The following is a 19,854-nucleotide window of genomic DNA, read 5'->3' as shown; positions in this document are numbered from 1 at the left end:
ATTGAAAATCTAACACAGTCCTTTTTAATTTTAATATCTGATTATTCCACCATTGTAAAATAAATATATATATTTTTCTTTAACTCTTTTTCCTGTTATTTTTTCTAATGCCCTTGCATAAAGCTGAATCTGCACCCTGTATTTTTCTGTTATTTTTTCAACATTATCTTCAGTAACAAAGTCTGTCTTATAGTCTATCAATACTAAACCATCATCCTCTTCGAAATAGCAGTCTATAATACCTTGGACAGCTATCATCTCTTCATTGCAGTAAATTGGTAAATCTTTATATATTTCAGTACTCTTAAGCTCTATATGGAAGGGTATTTCTCTTCTTACCTTCATAGATGTTGTAATTCTTTTGCCAATGTCAGATTTAAAGAAATCCTCTATTCTTTTTATATAAACTGTTTCTGCCTGTAACTCTGTCAAAATCTCATTATCTACCATTTCCATTATCTGATTCTTAATTTCCTGATGGCTGTAAACCCTTAACAAATCAAGCTTTTGCATAACAAGGTGCATTATTGTACCCCTCTCTGCTGCTGTCATGGCTTCCTTTCCTTCTAAGAATGCAGGCTTTTTCAGAAACTCTCTATCAAAAATTGATGTTGAATCCTCATCAGAAGATTCTGCGTTCAATATTCTTTTAACTTCAGTAACAGACAGCTTTGCTGGAAGATTTGATGCAGACATATATGGATATTGAAAATTTAACCTGTTGTTTATTTCATCTGCAAATTCACTACTGGATTTCTCAATGTCAATTTCCTCAAGCTCCTTAATAATATTCATTTCCTCTATTATTTCTTCTTTTTCAATTTTAAGAATATCATCTCTATACCAGAGCTTTATTTCCCATCTTGATATTTCACCTGCATCAATAACACTTTCATCAATACCTGATCTGTCCCTTAATATCATGCAGTCCCTGTGATTAATAACAGCTGGACATATCCAATCAAGAAAGGTCTTTGCCTTCAAAACCTCTGATTCAGGAAGTTTATCTAAACTGCCTATACTTTGCCCCCAACTGATTGCTGTTTTATCTATATCACTGACTGAGCCTGTAATAATCAGCTTTTCCTTTGCCCTTGTAAATGCAACGTACAAAATTCTCATTTCCTCAGATAGTGTTTCCAGCCTTATCTTTTTCTTTATTGCTTCCTTTACAATACTTGGATAAGCAATTCTTTTTCTGTAATCCACAAAATCCGGTCCAAGTCCAAGTTTATGATGATATAATATGCTCTTTCTTAAATCCTGCATATTAAACTGCTTACCCATACCTGCACATATAACTACCGGAAATTCAAGTCCCTTACTTTTATGAATACTCATTATTCTAACTACATTTTCATTTTCACCAAGTATCTTAGCACTGCCCATATCACCGCTGCTTACCCTTAACTTGTTTATAAAATTAATGAAATTGAAAAGTCCCTTAAAACTTGTTTGTTCATACTGTTTAGCTCTTTCAAAAAGCACCCTTAAATTAGCCTGTCTTTGAACTCCTCCAACCATTGCTCCTACATAGCCATAGTAACCTGTTTCCTTATACAGATACCAAATAAATTCATCTGTTGACATATGGAGAGCCTTATCCTGCCACCTTTTAAGAGATGCAAGAAATTCTTGTGCCTTTCTGCCATTTCATTTTTACCCTTGGCTATTTTATGTAGTGCTTCATAAAAGGTACTTTCCTGTTCTTCTATTCTAATTGATATCATTTCCTCAGGAGTAAATGAGAAAATAGGAGATTTTAGTACCGCAAGTAGTGGAATATCCTGCATAGGATTATCTATAACCTGAAGGAGAGATATTATTGTCTTTATTTCCGTAGTTTCAAAATATCCAACCCCTGTATCTGCAAATGTGGGAATACCTGCCTTTGTAAGTTCCTCTAAAAATACAGGTGCCCAATTGCTTGTTGCACGTAGGAGTATTACTATATCCCTGAATTCCAAATCTCTATAATCTTTTATATGCTTATCAAAAACCTTGAATTTTTTTCCATCAAACTCTCTCATAAGTTCTTTAATTTTTCTTGCTATCATCCTTGCCTCAAGTTGTATATTATCTATAGGTTCTTCTTCAGAATTATCCTCAGACCCTTCCTCCTGATTTTCACTGACCTCACCTGAAATCTTCTTCTCTATTAAGTGTATTTCAACTGGTCCTCCAACAACAGCTGAATCCTCTTCATTTTCTTTAAAATTTGCACCTAGATTAAGTCGTTCAGTGTCAGTATAATCCAATTCTCCAATCCTTGCTGACATAATCTTTTTAAATATATAATTAGTTCCCTCAATAACCTCTAATCTGCTTCTGAAATTCTTAAAAAGCATTATTTTTTTTGAGTTGCCAACCCCATCTGTTGAGTATTTATTGTATTTTTCAAGAAAAAGTTCAGGCTTGGCCTGTCTGAATCTATAAATACTCTGCTTAACGTCACCAACCATAAATCTATTGGGGATATTTTTTTTAGCAATAGTTTCTAATAAAACCTCCTGAACAAGGTTACTATCCTGATATTCATCAATTAAAATTTCATCAAATTTTTCCCTGTATCCAATGGCAATATCTGAAGGATTAATATTCCCCTCTTCATCAACCTCTGTTAAAATCTGCAGTGCAAAGTGTTCAATATCGTTAAAATCTATGATTCCCTTTTCCTTCTTTTTTTCCATATACTTTTTATCAAATTCAATAACAAGACTGCATAGACATTTCATCAAAGGATAAAGTGTTTTGATTTCATTCTCCAACATTTCACTATTTTTGTTTAATATATCCTCTTTTAGCCTTCCTATTTTCTTTTTTACCTCGTCTCTTATTTTAACAACAGCCTCTTTTGCAAAGGTATCTGCATTTTTCACACTTTTTAATCTGTCAAACTTCAGCTCCTGCAAACTGACATAAAGACTTTCCCATGAAGTTTCACATGAATTTAATAAATCCTGTATCCCCATTAGCTCTAATTGGAAATTAGGAAGATATGCCTCAAGTCCCTCTGTAGCTTTTATCATTCCCACTGCTTTTTTCATCATACTTTCAAGCCCTGTAAGCTCAATCTTTATACTGTCCAGTAAAACCCTTGCCCAATCTGAACTTCCAAATCTAAAGTCATCATTAATATTAAACTTTTCAGAAACTTCACTAAGCCATTTTTCCGGCCATGGTGAAGCCTTTGCAAATTCATATAAATTTAATACCATATCAGAAAGTGCGGAATCGTCCCTGCTTCCTCCATAACATTCAACAAGATTTAAGAATTCCTGATTATCTTCTTTTGCATAATATTCTTCAAAAAGCTCCTCTATTGCCTCCTGCTTTAAAAGAACAGTTTCTGTATCGTCTCCTATTCTAAAGTTAGGATCCATATCTAGCCTATGGAAGTTGTTTCTAATAATATCAAGACAAAAGGAATGAATCGTCGTTATACTTGCCCTGTTTAACAAAGTCAGCTGGGTTTGGAGTCTCTTAGATTCAGGGTTTTTATCAAGTGCTTCAGAAATTGCATCTCCTATTCTTTCCCTCATCTCAGAAGCAGCTGCATTGGTAAAAGTTACAACAAGCAATCTATCTATATCTACGGGCCTATCTTCGTTAGTTATCCTTTTTATTATCCTCTCTACCAAGACAGCTGTCTTTCCTGCTCCTGCAGCTGCAGCAACTAAAAGGTTACAATCCCTTGTATCTATTGCAAGCTGCTGCTCTAAAGTCCACTTGTTTTCACTCATTGCTTTCCACCCCCTGTTTAAAGAGTTTCCAAATCTCATCCTCATCTTTATCGTTAATTATTCTGTAATCATTATCCTTTATACTGCTGTCAAATTGACATATAGAGGTAAATCTGCAATATTCACATGGAGTTTGTTTTTTCTTTTTGTATGGTCTAATCATAATATTTCCCTTAATCATATCCTCACAAATTTCCTTAATTTTTGTTTTAACATAACTTCGAAGAATTAAGAACTCTTCTTCTGTTGCCCCCTGTGTTCTGCTGCCAAGATTTCCATCCTTATTTACACTGGCAGGAATTATTAAAGATGTACCATTTATTGACTTATCCATCTCCCTTATAATATCCGCATCTTTTAAAACAAAGCCTCTCATTTTCAGCTTTTTTAGTATTTCCTTTTCAATTTCTTCATCTTCCATATTACCCTTTGTTTTAATTATTGGATCATCTATTTTAAAATATAAAATTCCAGCAGGATTCAACTTTATACTTCCTTCCTGTGCACTTTCCAGTATGGCATCAAGATAGATAAGAAGCTGCAGTTGTAATCCGTAGTATATCTCTGTAAGGTTTAAATTTTTATTTCCTGATTTATAGTCAACAATTCTTATATATCCTTCTCCATTCTTTTCCATTAAATCTACTCTGTCAATTCTGCCAATAAGGTTTATTTCCTCACCTGTAGGAAGCTCTATTTTTATTGGAGGATATTTTTCTCCATTTCCAAAGCCTATCTCGTGTCCTATAGGTTCAAAGGAACTCCTTTTTATATGTTCTGCTATAATCCATACAGCACTTGATAAGATTCTTTTTAATCTCTCTGCAAGATATTTATATCTGGGAGAACTATTTAATATAAAACCTGGTATCTTCTCAATCATGTTATCTACAATAATTGAAACAGCATCCTTAACCCAGTCTTTCTCAATCTCCCTCCATGTAAGTCCTTCCTTTTCAAGGGCAGCTGAAAATTCATCCAGTACATTATGCATAAATGTTCCTATATCTGGTGCAGTAAAACCATATATCTTTCTTTCCCTTGCTTTAAGACCATATTGAATAAAGTAAGCAAATGGACATTCTGAGTATTTTTCCAGTCTTGATATGTTTAAATATATTTTGTTTCCATACAATTCCCTTAGCTTTTCATTATTTACCTTAGTAACTTGATTAGTATAATACAATCCTTCTAAAATCCTTTTTGTTTTGTCCTTCCAATCATCTTGTTTTACATACCATCTGTATGCATCTAACCACATAGGATCTATCGCCTTTGTATCTTCCCACCTTTTTATAGCTGTTATCATTTCATTAAAAGTTGGAACTGCTGTTGAAATTAAATTCAAATTTTCTTCTGAAGTATCAGACTTAACTATATTGCTTTTCTGCTTAACCCTTGGGAAAATTTTTTTAACCCTTGAGATTATAATTGAAGGCCTCATTGTCCTGCCTTCATGATCTGCAATAGGATAACTTATTCTCAGTTTCTTTCTTGAAGAAGTCAATGAGGTGTATATTAAAAACTGCTCTTCAAATGCCTTTGTCCTTGCATCATGGTCAAGCTCAATGCCTATTTCCCTAAGTGCTTCTCTATCACTGTCATTTAAAATTCCCTCATCTGTTATTGCAGCTGGAAATACACCATCATTTACACCTAATATATATAAAACCTTGGAATTGTGACTCTTCATTCTGTCAACAGAAGTAACAAGTACCTGATCTATGGCTGGGGGAACAAGTCCTATCTCATATTCATCAAATCCAATTGAAAGAACCTTTATAAACTTGTCTATTGTAAGCTCTTCATCACCTAAAACTTCTACCATCTGATCAAGTACATTAACCACTATATCCCAGACCTGAGAGTATTGGTTTGCTATATCAAGCTCCTTATTTTCCTTAAAGTAATTTATAAGCTCTGTAATTTTCTCCGGAACTCTGATTTTAACTAAGAACTCATATAGAGTTGTGCATATTTCCGTTACTGTATGCTTACCAGATAGCTTTTTATGAAATTCAGCAAGGGGTTTTGTAATTATATTTTTAATTCCGTTAACCCTTTTAATGGTCTCCCTTTCGTAATCTGACATATCAGCCTTATCAAACCTATAATCAAGTCTATACTCCCATTCCTCTTCAAACCATTTTAATCCCTTAATTCCATTGGCTAAAACATAATTTTCGAGAAGATTTATATCGTTTCTATCAATTTCTATAAGTCCTGTTTTAAGATATCTGAAAACAGATTCATATGACCATTTTTTTGAATATATATCAAGGGCTGAATTTATCAGCACTATAATTGGGTTATTCTTTATATCCCTTTTTTGACTTATAAAATATGGAATATTGTACTCAGAAAATATTGCCCCAATTAAATTTTCATATCTGTCCATATCCCTTGCAGCAATCGTTATATCGGAAAATCTTAGATTGTTTTTTCTTATAAACCTTACTATATCCCTTGCAGTTTCTTCAACTTCACTGTATATATTAACTGCTGTAAAAATTTCTATATCTTCTGTTTTCTCAGGATACTCCTTGTATGGGAAGGAATAAATATATCCTTCTAAATGCTGTAGTTCCTGACTTTCTTTAAATCTGACGGGATTGCCATCATTAAGGTTGACAGGCTCTTCATATGCTGTATTGTTATCCTGACATATTTTTAATAGTTTTTCTTCAGTATTTTTTACGGGAGCAAATACTTCCGTTCTATCAATGCCCATTCCTTTGCATAAAGTATCTGTTGTAAGGGTTACATTTACCCTGTAGGATTTTTTCAATAACATTTCTATAACCTTGTACTGTTGAGGAGTGAATCCACTGAATCCATCTATCCATATTTCAGCTCCATTAAACTGAGTTGACTTCTCAAGTTTTTTATATAACATGGTCATTTCATCTTCTGAATCTATGTATTTCTCATGAAGTTTTTCCTCAAATTCAGAAAATATTAAAGTTATATCCTCTAATTTTTCTTTCAACAGAGAATTTTCCACATTCTCTATGGCTTGTTTTAAAAAATCTGGTGATATTTCAAATCTTTTCAGTTCAGTTATCATGTCTGAAATAATATCAACAAATCCCTGTTGATTTGAAGACTTCGAAAATATTTTCAGTTCTTTCTTGACTCTCTCAATTACTCTATAAATAAGCATTGCACGTCCACAGGATTTCATATGTTTGTGGGTAAGTCCTCCAACCTCTGAGAATACTCTGTTTGCCAAAGTTTTAAAGCTAAGCACCTGTGCTCTCATATTAATATCTTTATCTATTGTCTTTAAGAGAAGTTTTTCCGTCTCAAAGGTAAACATTTCTGGAACCAGAAGTATAAGTGGTCTATTGTCATCATCCTTTAATCTATCCTTAATATCTTTTAAGCAAAAGCTAGTCTTCCCACTTCCAGCCCTTCCATAAATAAAACGAATACTCAAAAAATCACCGCCTTTAAGGGTAGTAGTCATATTTATTTTATCATATCAGAAATTTCGTTGTAATGCATTTGTACAAATGTTTAGAGGGAAGCAATGTAGTATATTTTATGCAAAACATATAAGTAACACATTTTACTTATATTATGTTAAAATAATACTAATCAAATAAAACGAGGTGATTTATATGTTAACTCGTAATGCTCAAGTAAGTTATGAAGAATATCTTAAGCTAAAAGAAACCACAGATGATATTATTGAGTATATCGATGGGATTGTTTATATGACTCCATCTCCATCAAGAGCTCATCAAAAAATTTCTATAAAATTAGGGTCAGAACTTTATAACTTTCTTAAAGGAAAAGAATGCGAAGTTTATGCTGCTCCATTTGATATAAAACTAAAAAAAGATAATGATGAAAAAATTTCCAAAACTGTTATTCCTGATTTAAGTGTTATTTGTGATAAATCTGGTTTTACCGAGAATGGCTATGAAGGTGTGCCTGATTTGATCATTGAGATTTTAAGTCCTTCAAATCAGTCACATGATTTAGTATTTAAACTAAATTTATATATGGAATATGGGGTTAAAGAGTATTGGATAGTTAATCCAATGCTTAAAACTGTTCAAATATATATACTAACAGACGAAAAGCAATATTACCAAGCTGATGTTAAAAGAGAAACTGGATATCTTGAATCCACTGTTTTAAAGGGTTTTAAGATTAATGTTCAGGATATCTTTGATTAATCGAGTAGTAGGAACAGTCAAATGAGCATTAATGCTCATTTGACTGTTTTTAGTTAAATTGTGCTTTAAAAAGCTTTGGATAAATAGTTTTCTATCCAAAGCCTTTTGTTTTATTTATAGAATCCAAACTTTAATATTTTTATATACTCATCTAAATCCTTTAATATAACCTCCCTATCCATTGTCCATTTTCCGTCCTTGTCGGTATTCTCTTTTACATACTGCTCACCGTATTTTTCAAGGCTCCAGAATAAAATCTGCATGGCTTTTTTGAGGTCTATATCCGTTTTAAATTTTGAATAATCAAGGCCCTTATAAAACATTGAATATGAGTTTGCTGTTGCTACTTCATTTCTTTTTTGTATTTCTTCCCTTAATTCCTCTGGAACATCTGTATATAATTGTTTGAAAAATTCAAATATAACGGGATTATCTTTGTTAAGTTCAATCTTTGCAACCATCCATTTTTTTAATCTTTCAAAAATATCTGGTTCATTTACATCAGCATATTTATTAAACAATTCCAAAAGAACTGGGGTATAGTAATCATATAAATACAGATACAATCCCTTTTTATTTTTAAAATAATGAAAAAGCAATCCCTTGGATATTCCTGCTTTTTCAACTATTCTGTTTGTAGAAGCTTTTTCATAGCCATAAAGTGCAAACTCCTCTAAGCATATGTTTAATATATTCTCCTGTTTATCCTTTGGTATCTTTTCAAAACTGCTGTACAATTTTTTGTCCCACCTATTCTCTCTGTATCTTTAGACTTTCCGACATGGATATAGCAAAAATCCTTTTTTTAGATATAAACTTAGAAATTAAAAATGTTATATATATTATAACAAACCCTGCAACCATATATCCTGGGTTTATCATTAAGGGAAAGGCTATATTCATCTTCTTAGTAGCTTCTCTAAAAAGTGCCTGCATTGATGAAAGTAAAAGGGGAATAGATATTAAATATCCAATTATTACAGGAAGTATAGTACCATCAAGTACAAGTGAGTTAATCCACTTGTTCTCATAACCAATTACCTTTAGCATTGAGATACTTATTTTGTTTTCCTCTACTATCAGAGAAGTAATTATATATATTACAATTAAGGCTATTATAAAAGCTATTATACTTATCCCTGCAAGTACATACTTCATTGGTTTTATCATTGTATCAAATGCTTTGATTGTGTCTTCCTGACTTTCTATTTTAAATAAGTTCTTCTCATCTATAGGCAACCTGTATTTGCTATAGATTCCTATAAAGCTTCCCTTTTCAAGTTTTAGCATCTCATTGAATTCATCAATGGCATATAGATTGCCATTGTTGTATACAACTCTGCTACTTCATCTATTTTCACTTCATAATTTTTATTATTATATTTATTTGTAACTACAAGTGTTTCCCCTGGCTTTACTCCAATACTCTCAGCTAAAGCCTTTGAAATTATAGTTCTATCTACCTTTAACTTTTCACCATTTTTGTTTTCTAAATTTATCAACTCACCCTCGGGTTTTAAACCGTATATTGCAAAGTTTATTTCCCTGTCTTTTATCATAAAAGGTGAAAGGTTATATTCTTCCCCACCATAAACGTTGTTTATTTCCATCTTTTTTAGAATATAGTTATACTCATATTTAAAAGTACCTTTTATTCCCTTGTTAATAATGTAATCCATTGAATTTTGCTCCATAAAACCAAATAATAGAAACATCGATGCAAGTGTTACTCCTAAAACCATAACTATTGTTCGAGGTACATTTCTTGTAATCTCTCTTATTCGGTACTTGGTTTTAAATTTAAATCTATTAAGCTTTAACTTTCTTTCTATTTTTCCAACCTTTACATTACTTGAATATCCCCTCATTAATCTTACTGGAGTAAGTTTCAATGCTTTCAATGTAACAAAAATAACTGTTGGAACCAGGAAAATCAGTGGAATAATGGGACTTGTAACTATATAATAAATATCATATATCCTTCCCATTGTAGGAACATTAAAATATATTAGCATGTATTCTAATATGGGTTTTAAGCTTACTACCCCAAGTAAAGTCCCTATTATACCACCTGTTAAAGCTATAATTATTGGATACATTATATAATGTTTTAATATTTCGCTTTTTTTATATCCTAAGGCATATAGGGTGCCTATCTGTATAAATTCACTTTTTATCATTCTCCAGATAACAACTGCAAGTAAAAGACATGTTAAAACAATGATTATTATAGGTAATTTTATACCCATATCAATTGCCGCGTTCAATTTCCCATCTACTATTGTAAACCTTGTATTCTCTTCTTTATTCTGCCAATATAATATCCCATTATTTTCAGACAAATATTCCTTTATATCTGCTGACTTTTCCGAATTATATTTTATGTTATAAAAGTTATATCCTTTCCCTATTTTTTCAGCACTCTCCTTTGAAATAACAGCAATTCCAAAGGCCTTAGGATCTGAAATTAAATCTGTTTCTGATTTGATCGCATACATATAATCCGGTAATGCAAAAAAACCTGTAACTTTAAATTCCATATCGTATATTTTTAGTTTATCTCCAATTTTTATATTCTGAGCCTTTGCAAAGGCTGGGTCTATTATTATATCCTGGTTACTTACTATTCCTTCCCCTTCTGTAATATATGGTATGTTAACTTTTTTGTTATTACTGAAAACTCTTACGGTAACATCTCTATTTAAATTGTAATCAAATGTTTTTCCATCTTCAATTAAAACATTAAATCTACTCTCTAAAACACTTATATCATCAATAGGTTTTTGAAGTATAAGCTTAGCATCTTCTAATACACTGTTTTCAATAAACCTCTCTTCATTTGCTCTGACTCCTCTTAAAGAAACATTATATATAACAAAAAGTAAGCAACTGAACATAACCAATAATATTGAACCAATATATTGAGCCTTGTTCCTCATAATGACCCTTTTAATTCTTTTATTAAGTGCCATTACCACTCAACCCCTTCTGCTGAAATCTTGTTTTTATTAATCTGAATATCCGTTATTTCCCCACTTCTTAATCTTACAACCTTATCCGCCATATCTGCTATTGGAGCATTGTGGGTAACTATTAAAACAGTTGTATTAAATTCTTTATTTATTCTTTCAATCAATTTTAATATTTCCTTTGAAGTGGTAAAATCAAGTGCACCTGTTGGTTCATCACACAATAATAACTCTGGATTTTTTGCAATTGCCCTGGCAATGGACACCCTTTGTTGTTCTCCGCCGCTAAGTTCAGAGGGAAACTTATTTTTCTTATCAAGCATATCAACTGCCTCTAGAACTTTTTTTACATCTAAGGGGTTTTTACTTATATTTGTAGCTACTTCAACGTTTTCCTCTACCGTTAAATTGGGAATTAGATTATAAAACTGAAAAACAAAGCCTACATTATCCCTTCGATATTTTGTTAACTCTTTGTCATTGAAGTCTGTAATCTTACTATCTCCCACATATAACGTTCCTTCATCTGCCTTTTCTATTCCTCCTATAATATTTAATAAAGTGGACTTGCCAGAACCTGAAGGTCCAAGAAATGTTGCAATTTCTCCCTTGTTAATATCCAGGTTTATATTCTTTAATGCCCAAAAATAATTTTCAGCAATCTTAAATTTTTTTCCCACTTTATTCAGTTTAATCATATTAAAACCTCCATAATTATATTGACCATGTGGTCAATATAATTATACCTCATATTGCGTTCTATGTAAATATTGGAATATGACAAAAAAAGAAGGAGCTGAATGCTCCCATACTTTTTTGTTTTTATTCTTTTAAATAAGACTTCCACATTAAATTATAATACTTATATATATGATTATGGATTAGTAACATATTCTTGAAAGAATATATTATCCGTCCCATCTAATATGCGAAACTTAAATTCCAATATAAATTAAATAAAACCCTAGAAAAATAACTGCCACTGCAAGTATAGTCTTTAAAACTTTGCCGATAACCCTTGTTTTTTCTGAATTATTTATTGATTCTATAAAACTGATAGAGGTACCAGCAATTAAAATCAAAGTACAATGCCCGATAGAATACAATAGCAGCATTATAATACCAAGTAAAATATTTCCTTTACCTGCAACAAATGCTAAAATTGCCACTAATACCGGTGTAGAGCATGGGGATGACAACACTCCTCCCAGAATACCCAGGAAAAAAGCTCCAAACAATCCTTTTCTTCTATTTGGCAACTTACAAAAGTTATTTCCAAATTCAATAACTCCTAACAACTGAAGGGCAACTATTAGCATAATTATGCCTAGAATTATATACCACCATTTTCCTGTTCCTGTCATAAGTTTCCCAAGTATTGCTGATAATGCTCCAAAGGTGGTGAAAGTTATGACAAGTCCAAGACAGAAAATTAAAGAATATTTAAAAGCCAGTTTTTTATCCTTATTTGCGTAGCCACCCACATATCCTATAACCAATGGAATTGAAGAAAGAACACAAGGACTAAAAGAAGAGACAACACCTGCTATAAGTGACATAAATAAAGCAAGCCAAATATTATTTGATATTATATTACCAAAATTATTTAATATCTCTCCCATATTATTTAACTCCCATCTCATTAAATATCTTTATTATTTCTTCTCTGGCGAAAATTCCTTCATGTCTAAAATATTCCTTCCCCTCTTTATCTAAAAAATCTGAGTTGGGATCAATCTTATGTTATATTTTTCGGCTAACTCAATATTTTCATATACATCAATTATTCTAACTTCAGCTTTCCCCTCATAATCTTTTTTAATTTCTTCTATTATCGGTTTCATTTGTTTACACGGATAACAGGTATCAGAGCTGAATTCTAATAAAACAGGCATGTTTTTAAATTCGGTTTGTGCAATTTTTTGTTGGCTATTATTTATTTGGTATTTTTTGTATCCCCAAATTCCTGCAATAATAATTATCAACATACTAATAACAAAAATTCTTAATACTTTTTTCATTCTACCCCTCCATTTTTAATGAATTTAACATAAATTATATATATTATAAACTTCTAATATTTCAATTTCAATATTTTGAATATTTATGTATTATTTGTAAATATTGTTAATGCGTCTCCTGATTCTAGATTTTCATAACAAAAAGATGGATAAAAACCACCTTAATTCTTTATAAAATAAAAAGTTAAGGAATTCATTTGGCTTTTTATCCATCTTTACTCTTTTAATTTTTATTTTCCAAAATATCTGTTTAAAAGGCCTCTAAAAGCTGAACCGTGTCTTGCTTCATCTTTACACATTTCATGAACAGTATCATGTATTGCATCATAGTTTAATTGTTTTGCTTTCTTTGCTAAATCTAACTTTCCTTGACATGCACCATGTTCTGCCTGTACCCTCATTTCAAGGTTTTTCTTTGTACTTGAAGTAACAACTTCACCTAGTAATTCAGCAAATTTAGCCGCATGATCTGCTTCTTCAAAGGCAATTCTTCTATATGCCTCTGCAATTTCGGGATATCCTTCCCTATCTGCCTGACGGCTCATAGCAAGATACATTCCAACCTCAGTACATTCTCCCATGAAATTTGCCTTAAGACCTTCTATTATCTCTGGATCTATATCCTTAGCAATTCCAATTCTATGTTCATCTGCCCATGCAAGTCCTTCTACCTCATTCATTACAGTAAATTTTTCGGCTGGAGCACCGCATTGTGGACAATTTACCGGTGCAGCCTCCCCTTCATGAGCATAACCACAAATTGTACAAACGAATTTTTTCATTTTTTATTCCTCCCCTAAATTCAAATTTATTTATTTTGCAAATTTAATTCTAATCTTTACTATATATTAGCATAAACTCTTTTGAATTACAATAATTATTTGTAGAAAATAATTATTATTTATATTCTAGTTAAATTTATAAATTAAAAACTCATAACCCCTCGAAAAGAAAAAAACCCTGCAATAACATAGTTATTGCAGAGTCAGCTACAACCGAAAAGCTCCTACACTACTCATTAGACTTAATTTCCACTTCATAGTTAATTTTATATAACTTTCCATCACATGTCAATAACTGTAAAGTTATATTTTTTGTAACATTTTTATATTGAAGGTTTTTGAAATTATTTCTATTTTTATTATATTTAGGTGTATAATAATATATATAAGTTGTAAGGGGGAGGCCCAATGAGTTTTAAAAACAGATCCATTAAAAAGTTTATTCCTATTCTTCTGTTATCTTTCCTATTTTTCGGTTGTTATAACAAAAGCATAAATACTTCCACTAATGAACAACAAATATTTGACATACTAGAAAACAATATAAGCTCAGATAGAATTTTAGATAATATCAAAGAATTATCCTCTAAAAAATATGACGGCAGATTTACAGGATCAGTTGGTAATAAACTTGCATCGGATTTCATTGCTTCATATTTTAAAGAAATAGGCTTAAAATCTCCTGATGGTATAGATGATTATAAACAGTATTATCAACAATCTGTACTTAACTTAAATAGTGAACCTATATTAAAAATAATTGATGCCAATGGAAAGACTTTAAAACAATATAAGTACTTAAAGGATTTTTCAATTATTCCATACAGAAATTCCAGAATAAATGGAACCATTTCTGCCAATGGCTTTTATATAAATGATACAGATGTTCTAAATGAAGAAAATCGAAGCTTAACTGATAAAATTATTTTAGTTCCAGAAAATTTAAGAAACGAACTTCTATCAGGATACTCCTTTCAGAATATTTTATCATCTTCAACGAATATAAAGGCAGCTATTTTTGAATATGATTTAAATAATCCAAAAAACGAAGTTAAACATTTCACTAAAAATGTGTCCCTTCCAACTCCGACAGTCTATGATAACGAATACGGTCTTATATACACCACATGTATACCATCAGTATTTAAAGAAATTCTTAATTACTGTAATTCTGGAAATTCCATCTATCTTAAAGTAGATTATTCCTTGAGCAAGGTTAAAATTCCAAACGTAATAGGTTTAATACCTGGAAATGATACTGAGAAAGAGAAAGAATATATTATTATTTCTGCTCACTTTGATCACCTTGGAAATAATAAAAATGGAACATATAATCCTGGAGCATTAGACAATGCCTCTGGGGTGGCATCTCTTATGGAAATAGCCAGAACTATTAAAGAAAGTAAAATTAAACCTAAAAAAAGCATTATGTTTATAGCATTTAATGGTGAGGAGGAGGGCCTTGTTGGTTCAACATATTTTGTTTCTTCTCCACTCTGCCCTCCTGAAGATAGTGTGGTTATTAATCTGGATATGATAGGACATAAAAACGACAACCCTCTGACCTTTTATTACAGTAGGCCTACAAAACTTTTGAAGGAATTATGTAACTATGCTGATTTACTTGGCATAAAATTTATCAATGATGTAGGTGATCGAAGTGATCACGCCCCCTTTGAATCAAAGGATATTCAATCCGTTACCTGTATTGAATGGGAAACCAGTGAATATCACAGCTATTTAGATACCCCTGGTAAAATCGACAAAAATGATGCAAAAAAAGTTGTTGAACTTATTCTTTACTATATCAGTAAGAATGCTTTTTAAATCAATTAGCAGTCATATCACCCTCTAGAAAAGCTATAAGTGATATGGCTGCCACTTCTTTTTAAGGTTCCTGGCAGCATCAGCAATATTTTCTTTACTTAATATAGCAGATATTACTGCTACTCCGTCTACTCCCGTTTCCATTGCTTTAACTATATTCCTCTGGTTTATACCTCCTATTGCAACAACAGGGATTTTAACCTCTTTTTTTATGTTTCTTAATAAATCAAGGGAAACTATTCTGGCATCATTTTTATTGCTTGTTGGAAAGACAGCTCCTACCCCAATATAATCTGCTCCATCCCTTTGTGCCTTAAGTGCTTCCTCCATTGTCGCAGCTGAAACGCCTAATATTTTATCTGGTCCTAATAATTGCCGTACTACTTCAGTGGGCATATCACTTTGCCCGACATGAAGACCATCAGCATTTATTGCAAGAGCTATATCAAGCCTGTCATTTATAATAAGTGGGACTTTATATTTATCTGTTACTTCCTTAATTTTTATGGCAATGTTATAAAAGTTTTTTGTTGAAGTGTTTTTTTCTCTTATCTGAACAATAGTTACCCCTCCAATTAACGCTTCCTCTACGCAGCTTATTATGTTTCTATTTCCAATAACCTCTCTGTCTGTTACAAGATAAAGACTATAATCTATATTATTTTTCATACAACCTGCTTCCTTCCATTATCATTTCTTCATTTTGAAATACCAACAGAATCAATTATTATTGGTATTAGATTAATGTCCAATACAAATCATAAACATATGAAATTAAATAAATTTAATTCAAATTGTTGCAAACCTAATTGTTAGCTAAAGTATGAAAAAGCCCCATGAAAGGATTTTAAAAAGGCATATTTCATGAGCTTTAGCAATTCTTAAGTTTTTGACTTTAAAAAAGTCCGTAAATCGGCACAGGACGTGCCGAGCCGAGGGGCCATCAGGACGATGGCATCCCGAGGGTAGGACTTTTTTAAACAAAGAAAAGTTTAGAATTGATTGGCAAAATGAAGGGATGCCAAGAAATCCTTCATGGGGCTAATCAATATATAACTTTTTATCAGCCTGAAATTAAATAAATCTAATTTTCTATTATTCTCCAATATTAACACCTGCCCTTTTGTATAAAGAATAAAAATGGTTTACAGGCCCTACTCCCTTTCCTATTGGAAAGGAGTGTCTAATGGCAACTGTTATATATTCCTTAGCAAGTTTTACTGCATCATAAATTGTGTAGCCAAGTGCCAGGTTAGATGCTATTGCTGATGACAGGGTACAGCCTGTTCCATGTGTGTTATTTGTTTGTATCCTTTCAGTTTCAAAATGTTTCATATTTTTTCCATCATACAAGACGTCAATTGCATCTATTTCAAGATGTCCTCCCTTTATAAGAACATTCCTTGGGCCCATACCAGAAATTATTTCTGCCGCTTTTTCCATGTCTGATATATCTCTTATTTTCATATTTGCAATTACCTCAGCCTCTGGAATATTAGGTGTAATTATTTTTGCAAGGGGAAGTAATCTATTTATTAAAGCTTCCTTTGCATCTTTTTTTAGCAGATGAAATCCACTTTTTGATACCATTACAGGGTCTAGAACTATGTTTTCTGCTTTATATTTGATTAGCTCATCAGCTATAGCATTAATAGTTTCTATTTGCGAAACCATTCCAATTTTAACTGCGCTTACCATGATATCTTCAAATATAACCTGTATTTGTTTAGAAATTATTTCCCCAGAAATATCCTGAACTCCAAAAACCCCTTGGGTATTCTGGGCAGTTACTGCTGTAATTACACTCATTCCAAAAACACCATGGGCAGAAAAAGTTTTTAAATCAGCCTGTATTCCAGCTCCACCACAGCTATCTGAGCCTGCAATTGTTAAAACATTTTTCATTTCAATACCTCCATTCTAATAGTAAGTTTTAATACTTGAACATCTAAAAAACATAATAAAAAAACACGAACCCATAGGATTCGTGCAAAAAACTAAACAAATTATCTTATTTCAGTCCACTTTCCTACGCTGGTATTATCCAGATCAGGTTAAAGGGTCAAAGATTTCTCAGGATCTTAATCTCAGCTGGCCTCATCCAGCCCCCCTAGTGATTAAACACAATATTCAATTTCAATTTAATGATAACATACTCTTTGCAAAAATCAATAAAAGATTTTTCAAAAAACATAAGCAATTAAATATAAAAGTCTATGCAGTTCCCCTCTTTATTAGCTGGGGTTTAAAATAAATTTCCTTTTTTTCTACATCCACATTATTTATTATATCTATTAAAAGCCTGCAAGATTCTCGCCCCATTTCATATATTGGCTGCCCTATAGTAGTAAGTTCTGGCTCTACAAATTCTGATATCTGGATATTATCAAAGCCCATTATGCTTATATCATCTGGCACTTTATATCCATTTCTTAGAAGAACTTTCATGCCACCTACTGCCATCGCATCGTTACTGTAGAAAATAGCATCTATTTTTTCAATTTCGTTTATTATTTTCTCCGTAACATTCTTACCGCCCTGCATCGTGAAATCGCTTTCATAAACAAAATTTTCATTATAAATTCCATACTTTTCCATAGTCAACTTATAACCAGATAATCTCTGCTTTGCTATTTCAATATCTCCTGGTCCTTTAACAAAAACAATATTTCTTTTACCATTTTCATATAAATATTCTACACCCTGTACAACTCCCAATTGATTCTCGCAATAAACACCATATAAATTCTCAAAACCTTCAACATGTCTATCTAACAATACAAATGGAATGCTGTTTTCCTGAAGAAGCTCAATCCCCCTGGTATTGTGACCTCCTACTGCAAATATTACCCCATCTACAAGCTTACTTATTAAAAGTTCTACATATTTTTCTTCCTTTTCAGTTTCGTTGTCCGAATTACATAGTATAACGTTATACCCAAATATGTTTGCTGAGTCTTCAACAGCCCTTGAAACTTCCGAGAAATACGGATTTGTTATGTCAGGAACTATTATTCCTATAGTACTTGATTTTTTTGTACTAAGACTTCTAGCCACTGAATTAGGAATGTAATTCATTTCCTTAGCAATGTTCAATATCCTGTTTTTTGTCTCTTCACTTATATTTTCATCCTTTTTATTTAAAACCATTGAAACAGTCGCCTTCGAAACCCCTGCAATCCTTGCAATATCGCTCATTGTTATTTTTTTCATTTTATCCGTCCTCCGTTACCAGCCATGTACCTTCTCTGTTATTAATTAGATTATAACATATATTTACTAAATACCAATTAATAACATTAATTTATTATATAACAAAATGCTTGTTTTATTATTTTTAAAGGCATGCAACTTAGCATGCCTTTAAGATATGTGTGTAATATGGAATTATTGCTTACTTCTTAATTATCTTAAGTTCTACAGGAATTGACTTTTCAACTGTTTCTCCCTTAAGAACCTTAACAGCATTTTCTACTGCTAAACTTCCCATTAAATCTGGTTGTTGAGCTATTGTTGCTGCCATTTCTCCATTGTTTACAGCTGTAACTGCATCATCATTACCATCAAAACCAACAACTATTACCTTTTTGTTTGCAGCCTTTAAAGCCTTTACTGCTCCTAATGCCATTTCATCGTTGTGAGCAAAAACAGCATCAAAATCTGGAGTTGCCTGTATTATATTTTCCATAACATTTAGTCCTTTTTGTCTGTCGAAATCTGCTGCCTGACTTGCAACTACTTTAACATCTGTTTTACCATCAACTGCGTCATGGAAACCCTTACCTCTGTCTCTTGTTGCTGATGCCCCAGGTATACCTTGAAGTTCAACCATTTTTGCTTTTCCACCAAGTTGTTCAAGTATAAATTCCCCTGCCATCTTTCCACCTGCAACGTTATCTGATGCAATGTGAGCTACAACTTCCACACCGTTGGCTTGTCTATCTACAGTTATTACTGGAATATTGTTATCCTTAGCAACTGTAATTGAGTTAGCAACTGCATCACTGTCAGTTGGGTTGATTATCAGTAAACCAATTCCTTGTTGTACAAGGTCTTCTACATTTGATCTTTCCTTAGCTGCATCGTTTTGTGAATCTAATACTACAATTTCATAGCCAAGTTCCTTAGCCTTTTTCTCTGCTCCCTCTTTCATTGAAACGAAGAAAGGATTGTTTAGAGTTGATAGAACCATACCTATCTTCTTGCTTCCCTCAGCAGTCTTCTTGTTGCAACCTGCAAACATTCCAACAACAAAGATTAAAGCAAGAACTGTTGCTAAAAGTTTTGTAAGTTTTTTCATGATTTTGCCCCCTTTTTAATAATGG

The 19,854-nt window shown here is 32.1% G+C and carries 14 protein-coding genes, 1 pseudogene and 1 riboswitch; of the genes and pseudogenes, 2 read left to right on the top strand and 13 right to left on the bottom strand.

From position 1 onward, the window contains the following. Positions 1–30: 30 nt before the first annotated feature. Positions 31–3,743 (bottom strand): annotated as a pseudogene (gene addA, locus Q428_RS05990) (helicase-exonuclease AddAB subunit AddA). Then, on the bottom strand, positions 3,736–7,182 hold the full coding sequence (gene addB, locus Q428_RS05985; protein WP_035379129.1) for a helicase-exonuclease AddAB subunit AddB: 3,447 nt from the start codon (positions 7,180–7,182) through the stop codon (positions 3,736–3,738). Before addB ends, addA begins: the two are co-directional and overlap by 8 nt. A gap of 184 nt (positions 7,183–7,366) precedes the next feature. Here addB and Q428_RS05980 point away from each other — a divergent pair, with 184 nt between their 5' ends. Further along, complete coding sequence (locus Q428_RS05980; RefSeq protein ID WP_035379127.1) at positions 7,367–7,930, top strand: Uma2 family endonuclease; 564 nt, start codon at positions 7,367–7,369, stop codon at positions 7,928–7,930. A 110-nt stretch (positions 7,931–8,040) separates the two neighbouring features. Here the strand turns inward: Q428_RS05980 and Q428_RS05975 are convergent, their stop codons facing one another. The 7 genes from Q428_RS05975 to Q428_RS05950 form a co-directional block, all read right to left on the bottom strand. Further along, on the bottom strand, positions 8,041–8,667 hold the full coding sequence (locus Q428_RS05975; protein ID WP_035379125.1) for a TetR/AcrR family transcriptional regulator: 627 nt from the start codon (positions 8,665–8,667) through the stop codon (positions 8,041–8,043). 13 nt (positions 8,668–8,680) lie between these two features. Then, entirely contained in the window at positions 8,681–9,220 is a 540-nt protein-coding gene (locus Q428_RS14440) for an FtsX-like permease family protein (protein ID WP_051514998.1), read from the bottom strand. Next, positions 9,214–10,902 carry an ABC transporter permease gene (locus Q428_RS05970; protein WP_051514997.1) on the bottom strand — a complete coding sequence of 563 codons (1,689 nt, stop codon included), beginning with the start codon at positions 10,900–10,902 and terminating at the stop codon, positions 9,214–9,216. Before Q428_RS05970 ends, Q428_RS14440 begins: the two co-directional genes overlap by 7 nt. Beyond that, complete coding sequence (locus tag Q428_RS05965; protein WP_035379123.1) at positions 10,902–11,597, bottom strand: ABC transporter ATP-binding protein; 696 nt, start codon at positions 11,595–11,597, stop codon at positions 10,902–10,904. The genes Q428_RS05970 and Q428_RS05965 overlap by 1 nt, the downstream gene beginning before the upstream one ends. 237 nt (positions 11,598–11,834) lie before the next feature. Continuing rightward, on the bottom strand, positions 11,835–12,521 hold the full coding sequence (locus Q428_RS05960; protein WP_035379121.1) for a cytochrome c biogenesis CcdA family protein: 687 nt from the start codon (positions 12,519–12,521) through the stop codon (positions 11,835–11,837). Between the two features lie 90 nt (positions 12,522–12,611). After that, complete coding sequence (locus Q428_RS05955; RefSeq protein ID WP_051514996.1) at positions 12,612–12,920, bottom strand: thioredoxin family protein; 309 nt, start codon at positions 12,918–12,920, stop codon at positions 12,612–12,614. Between the two features lie 230 nt (positions 12,921–13,150). Beyond that, complete coding sequence (locus Q428_RS05950) at positions 13,151–13,702, bottom strand: NADH peroxidase (protein ID WP_035379119.1); 552 nt, start codon at positions 13,700–13,702, stop codon at positions 13,151–13,153. 408 nt (positions 13,703–14,110) lie between these two features. Between Q428_RS05950 and Q428_RS05945 the strand changes: the two genes are divergently transcribed. Further along, positions 14,111–15,529, top strand: coding sequence for a M28 family metallopeptidase (locus Q428_RS05945; protein ID WP_035379117.1), 1,419 nt, complete (start codon positions 14,111–14,113; stop codon positions 15,527–15,529). 33 nt (positions 15,530–15,562) lie between these two features. On the opposite strand, the gene thiE is transcribed toward Q428_RS05945, so the two are convergent. The 4 genes from thiE to rbsB all read right to left on the bottom strand — a co-directional run bounded on the left by thiE (position 15,563) and on the right by rbsB (position 19,829). Further along, the gene (gene thiE / locus Q428_RS05940; RefSeq protein ID WP_035379116.1) at positions 15,563–16,198 is read right to left on the bottom strand and encodes a thiamine phosphate synthase; all 636 of its coding nucleotides are present in this window, start codon (positions 16,196–16,198) and stop codon (positions 15,563–15,565) included. Between the two features lie 426 nt (positions 16,199–16,624). Continuing rightward, the gene (thiD, locus tag Q428_RS05935; protein ID WP_035379115.1) at positions 16,625–17,434 is read right to left on the bottom strand and encodes a bifunctional hydroxymethylpyrimidine kinase/phosphomethylpyrimidine kinase; all 810 of its coding nucleotides are present in this window, start codon (positions 17,432–17,434) and stop codon (positions 16,625–16,627) included. A 104-nt stretch (positions 17,435–17,538) separates the two neighbouring features. Further along, positions 17,539–17,651, bottom strand: a riboswitch (TPP riboswitch). A 92-nt stretch (positions 17,652–17,743) separates the two neighbouring features. Then, positions 17,744–18,742 (bottom strand): LacI family DNA-binding transcriptional regulator, encoded by a 999-nt coding sequence (locus tag Q428_RS05930; RefSeq protein WP_035379113.1) that lies wholly within the window; start codon positions 18,740–18,742, stop codon positions 17,744–17,746. A 181-nt stretch (positions 18,743–18,923) separates the two neighbouring features. Beyond that, positions 18,924–19,829 carry a ribose ABC transporter substrate-binding protein RbsB gene (rbsB, locus tag Q428_RS05925; protein ID WP_035379112.1) on the bottom strand — a complete coding sequence of 302 codons (906 nt, stop codon included), beginning with the start codon at positions 19,827–19,829 and terminating at the stop codon, positions 18,924–18,926. Positions 19,830–19,854 lie beyond the last annotated feature (25 nt).

The organism is Fervidicella metallireducens AeB, assembly GCF_000601455.1.
In the GTDB taxonomy this organism is placed as follows: Bacteria; Bacillota; Clostridia; order Clostridiales; family Caloramatoraceae; genus Fervidicella; species Fervidicella metallireducens.
This window is presented reverse-complemented; position numbering and strand designations above follow the sequence as displayed.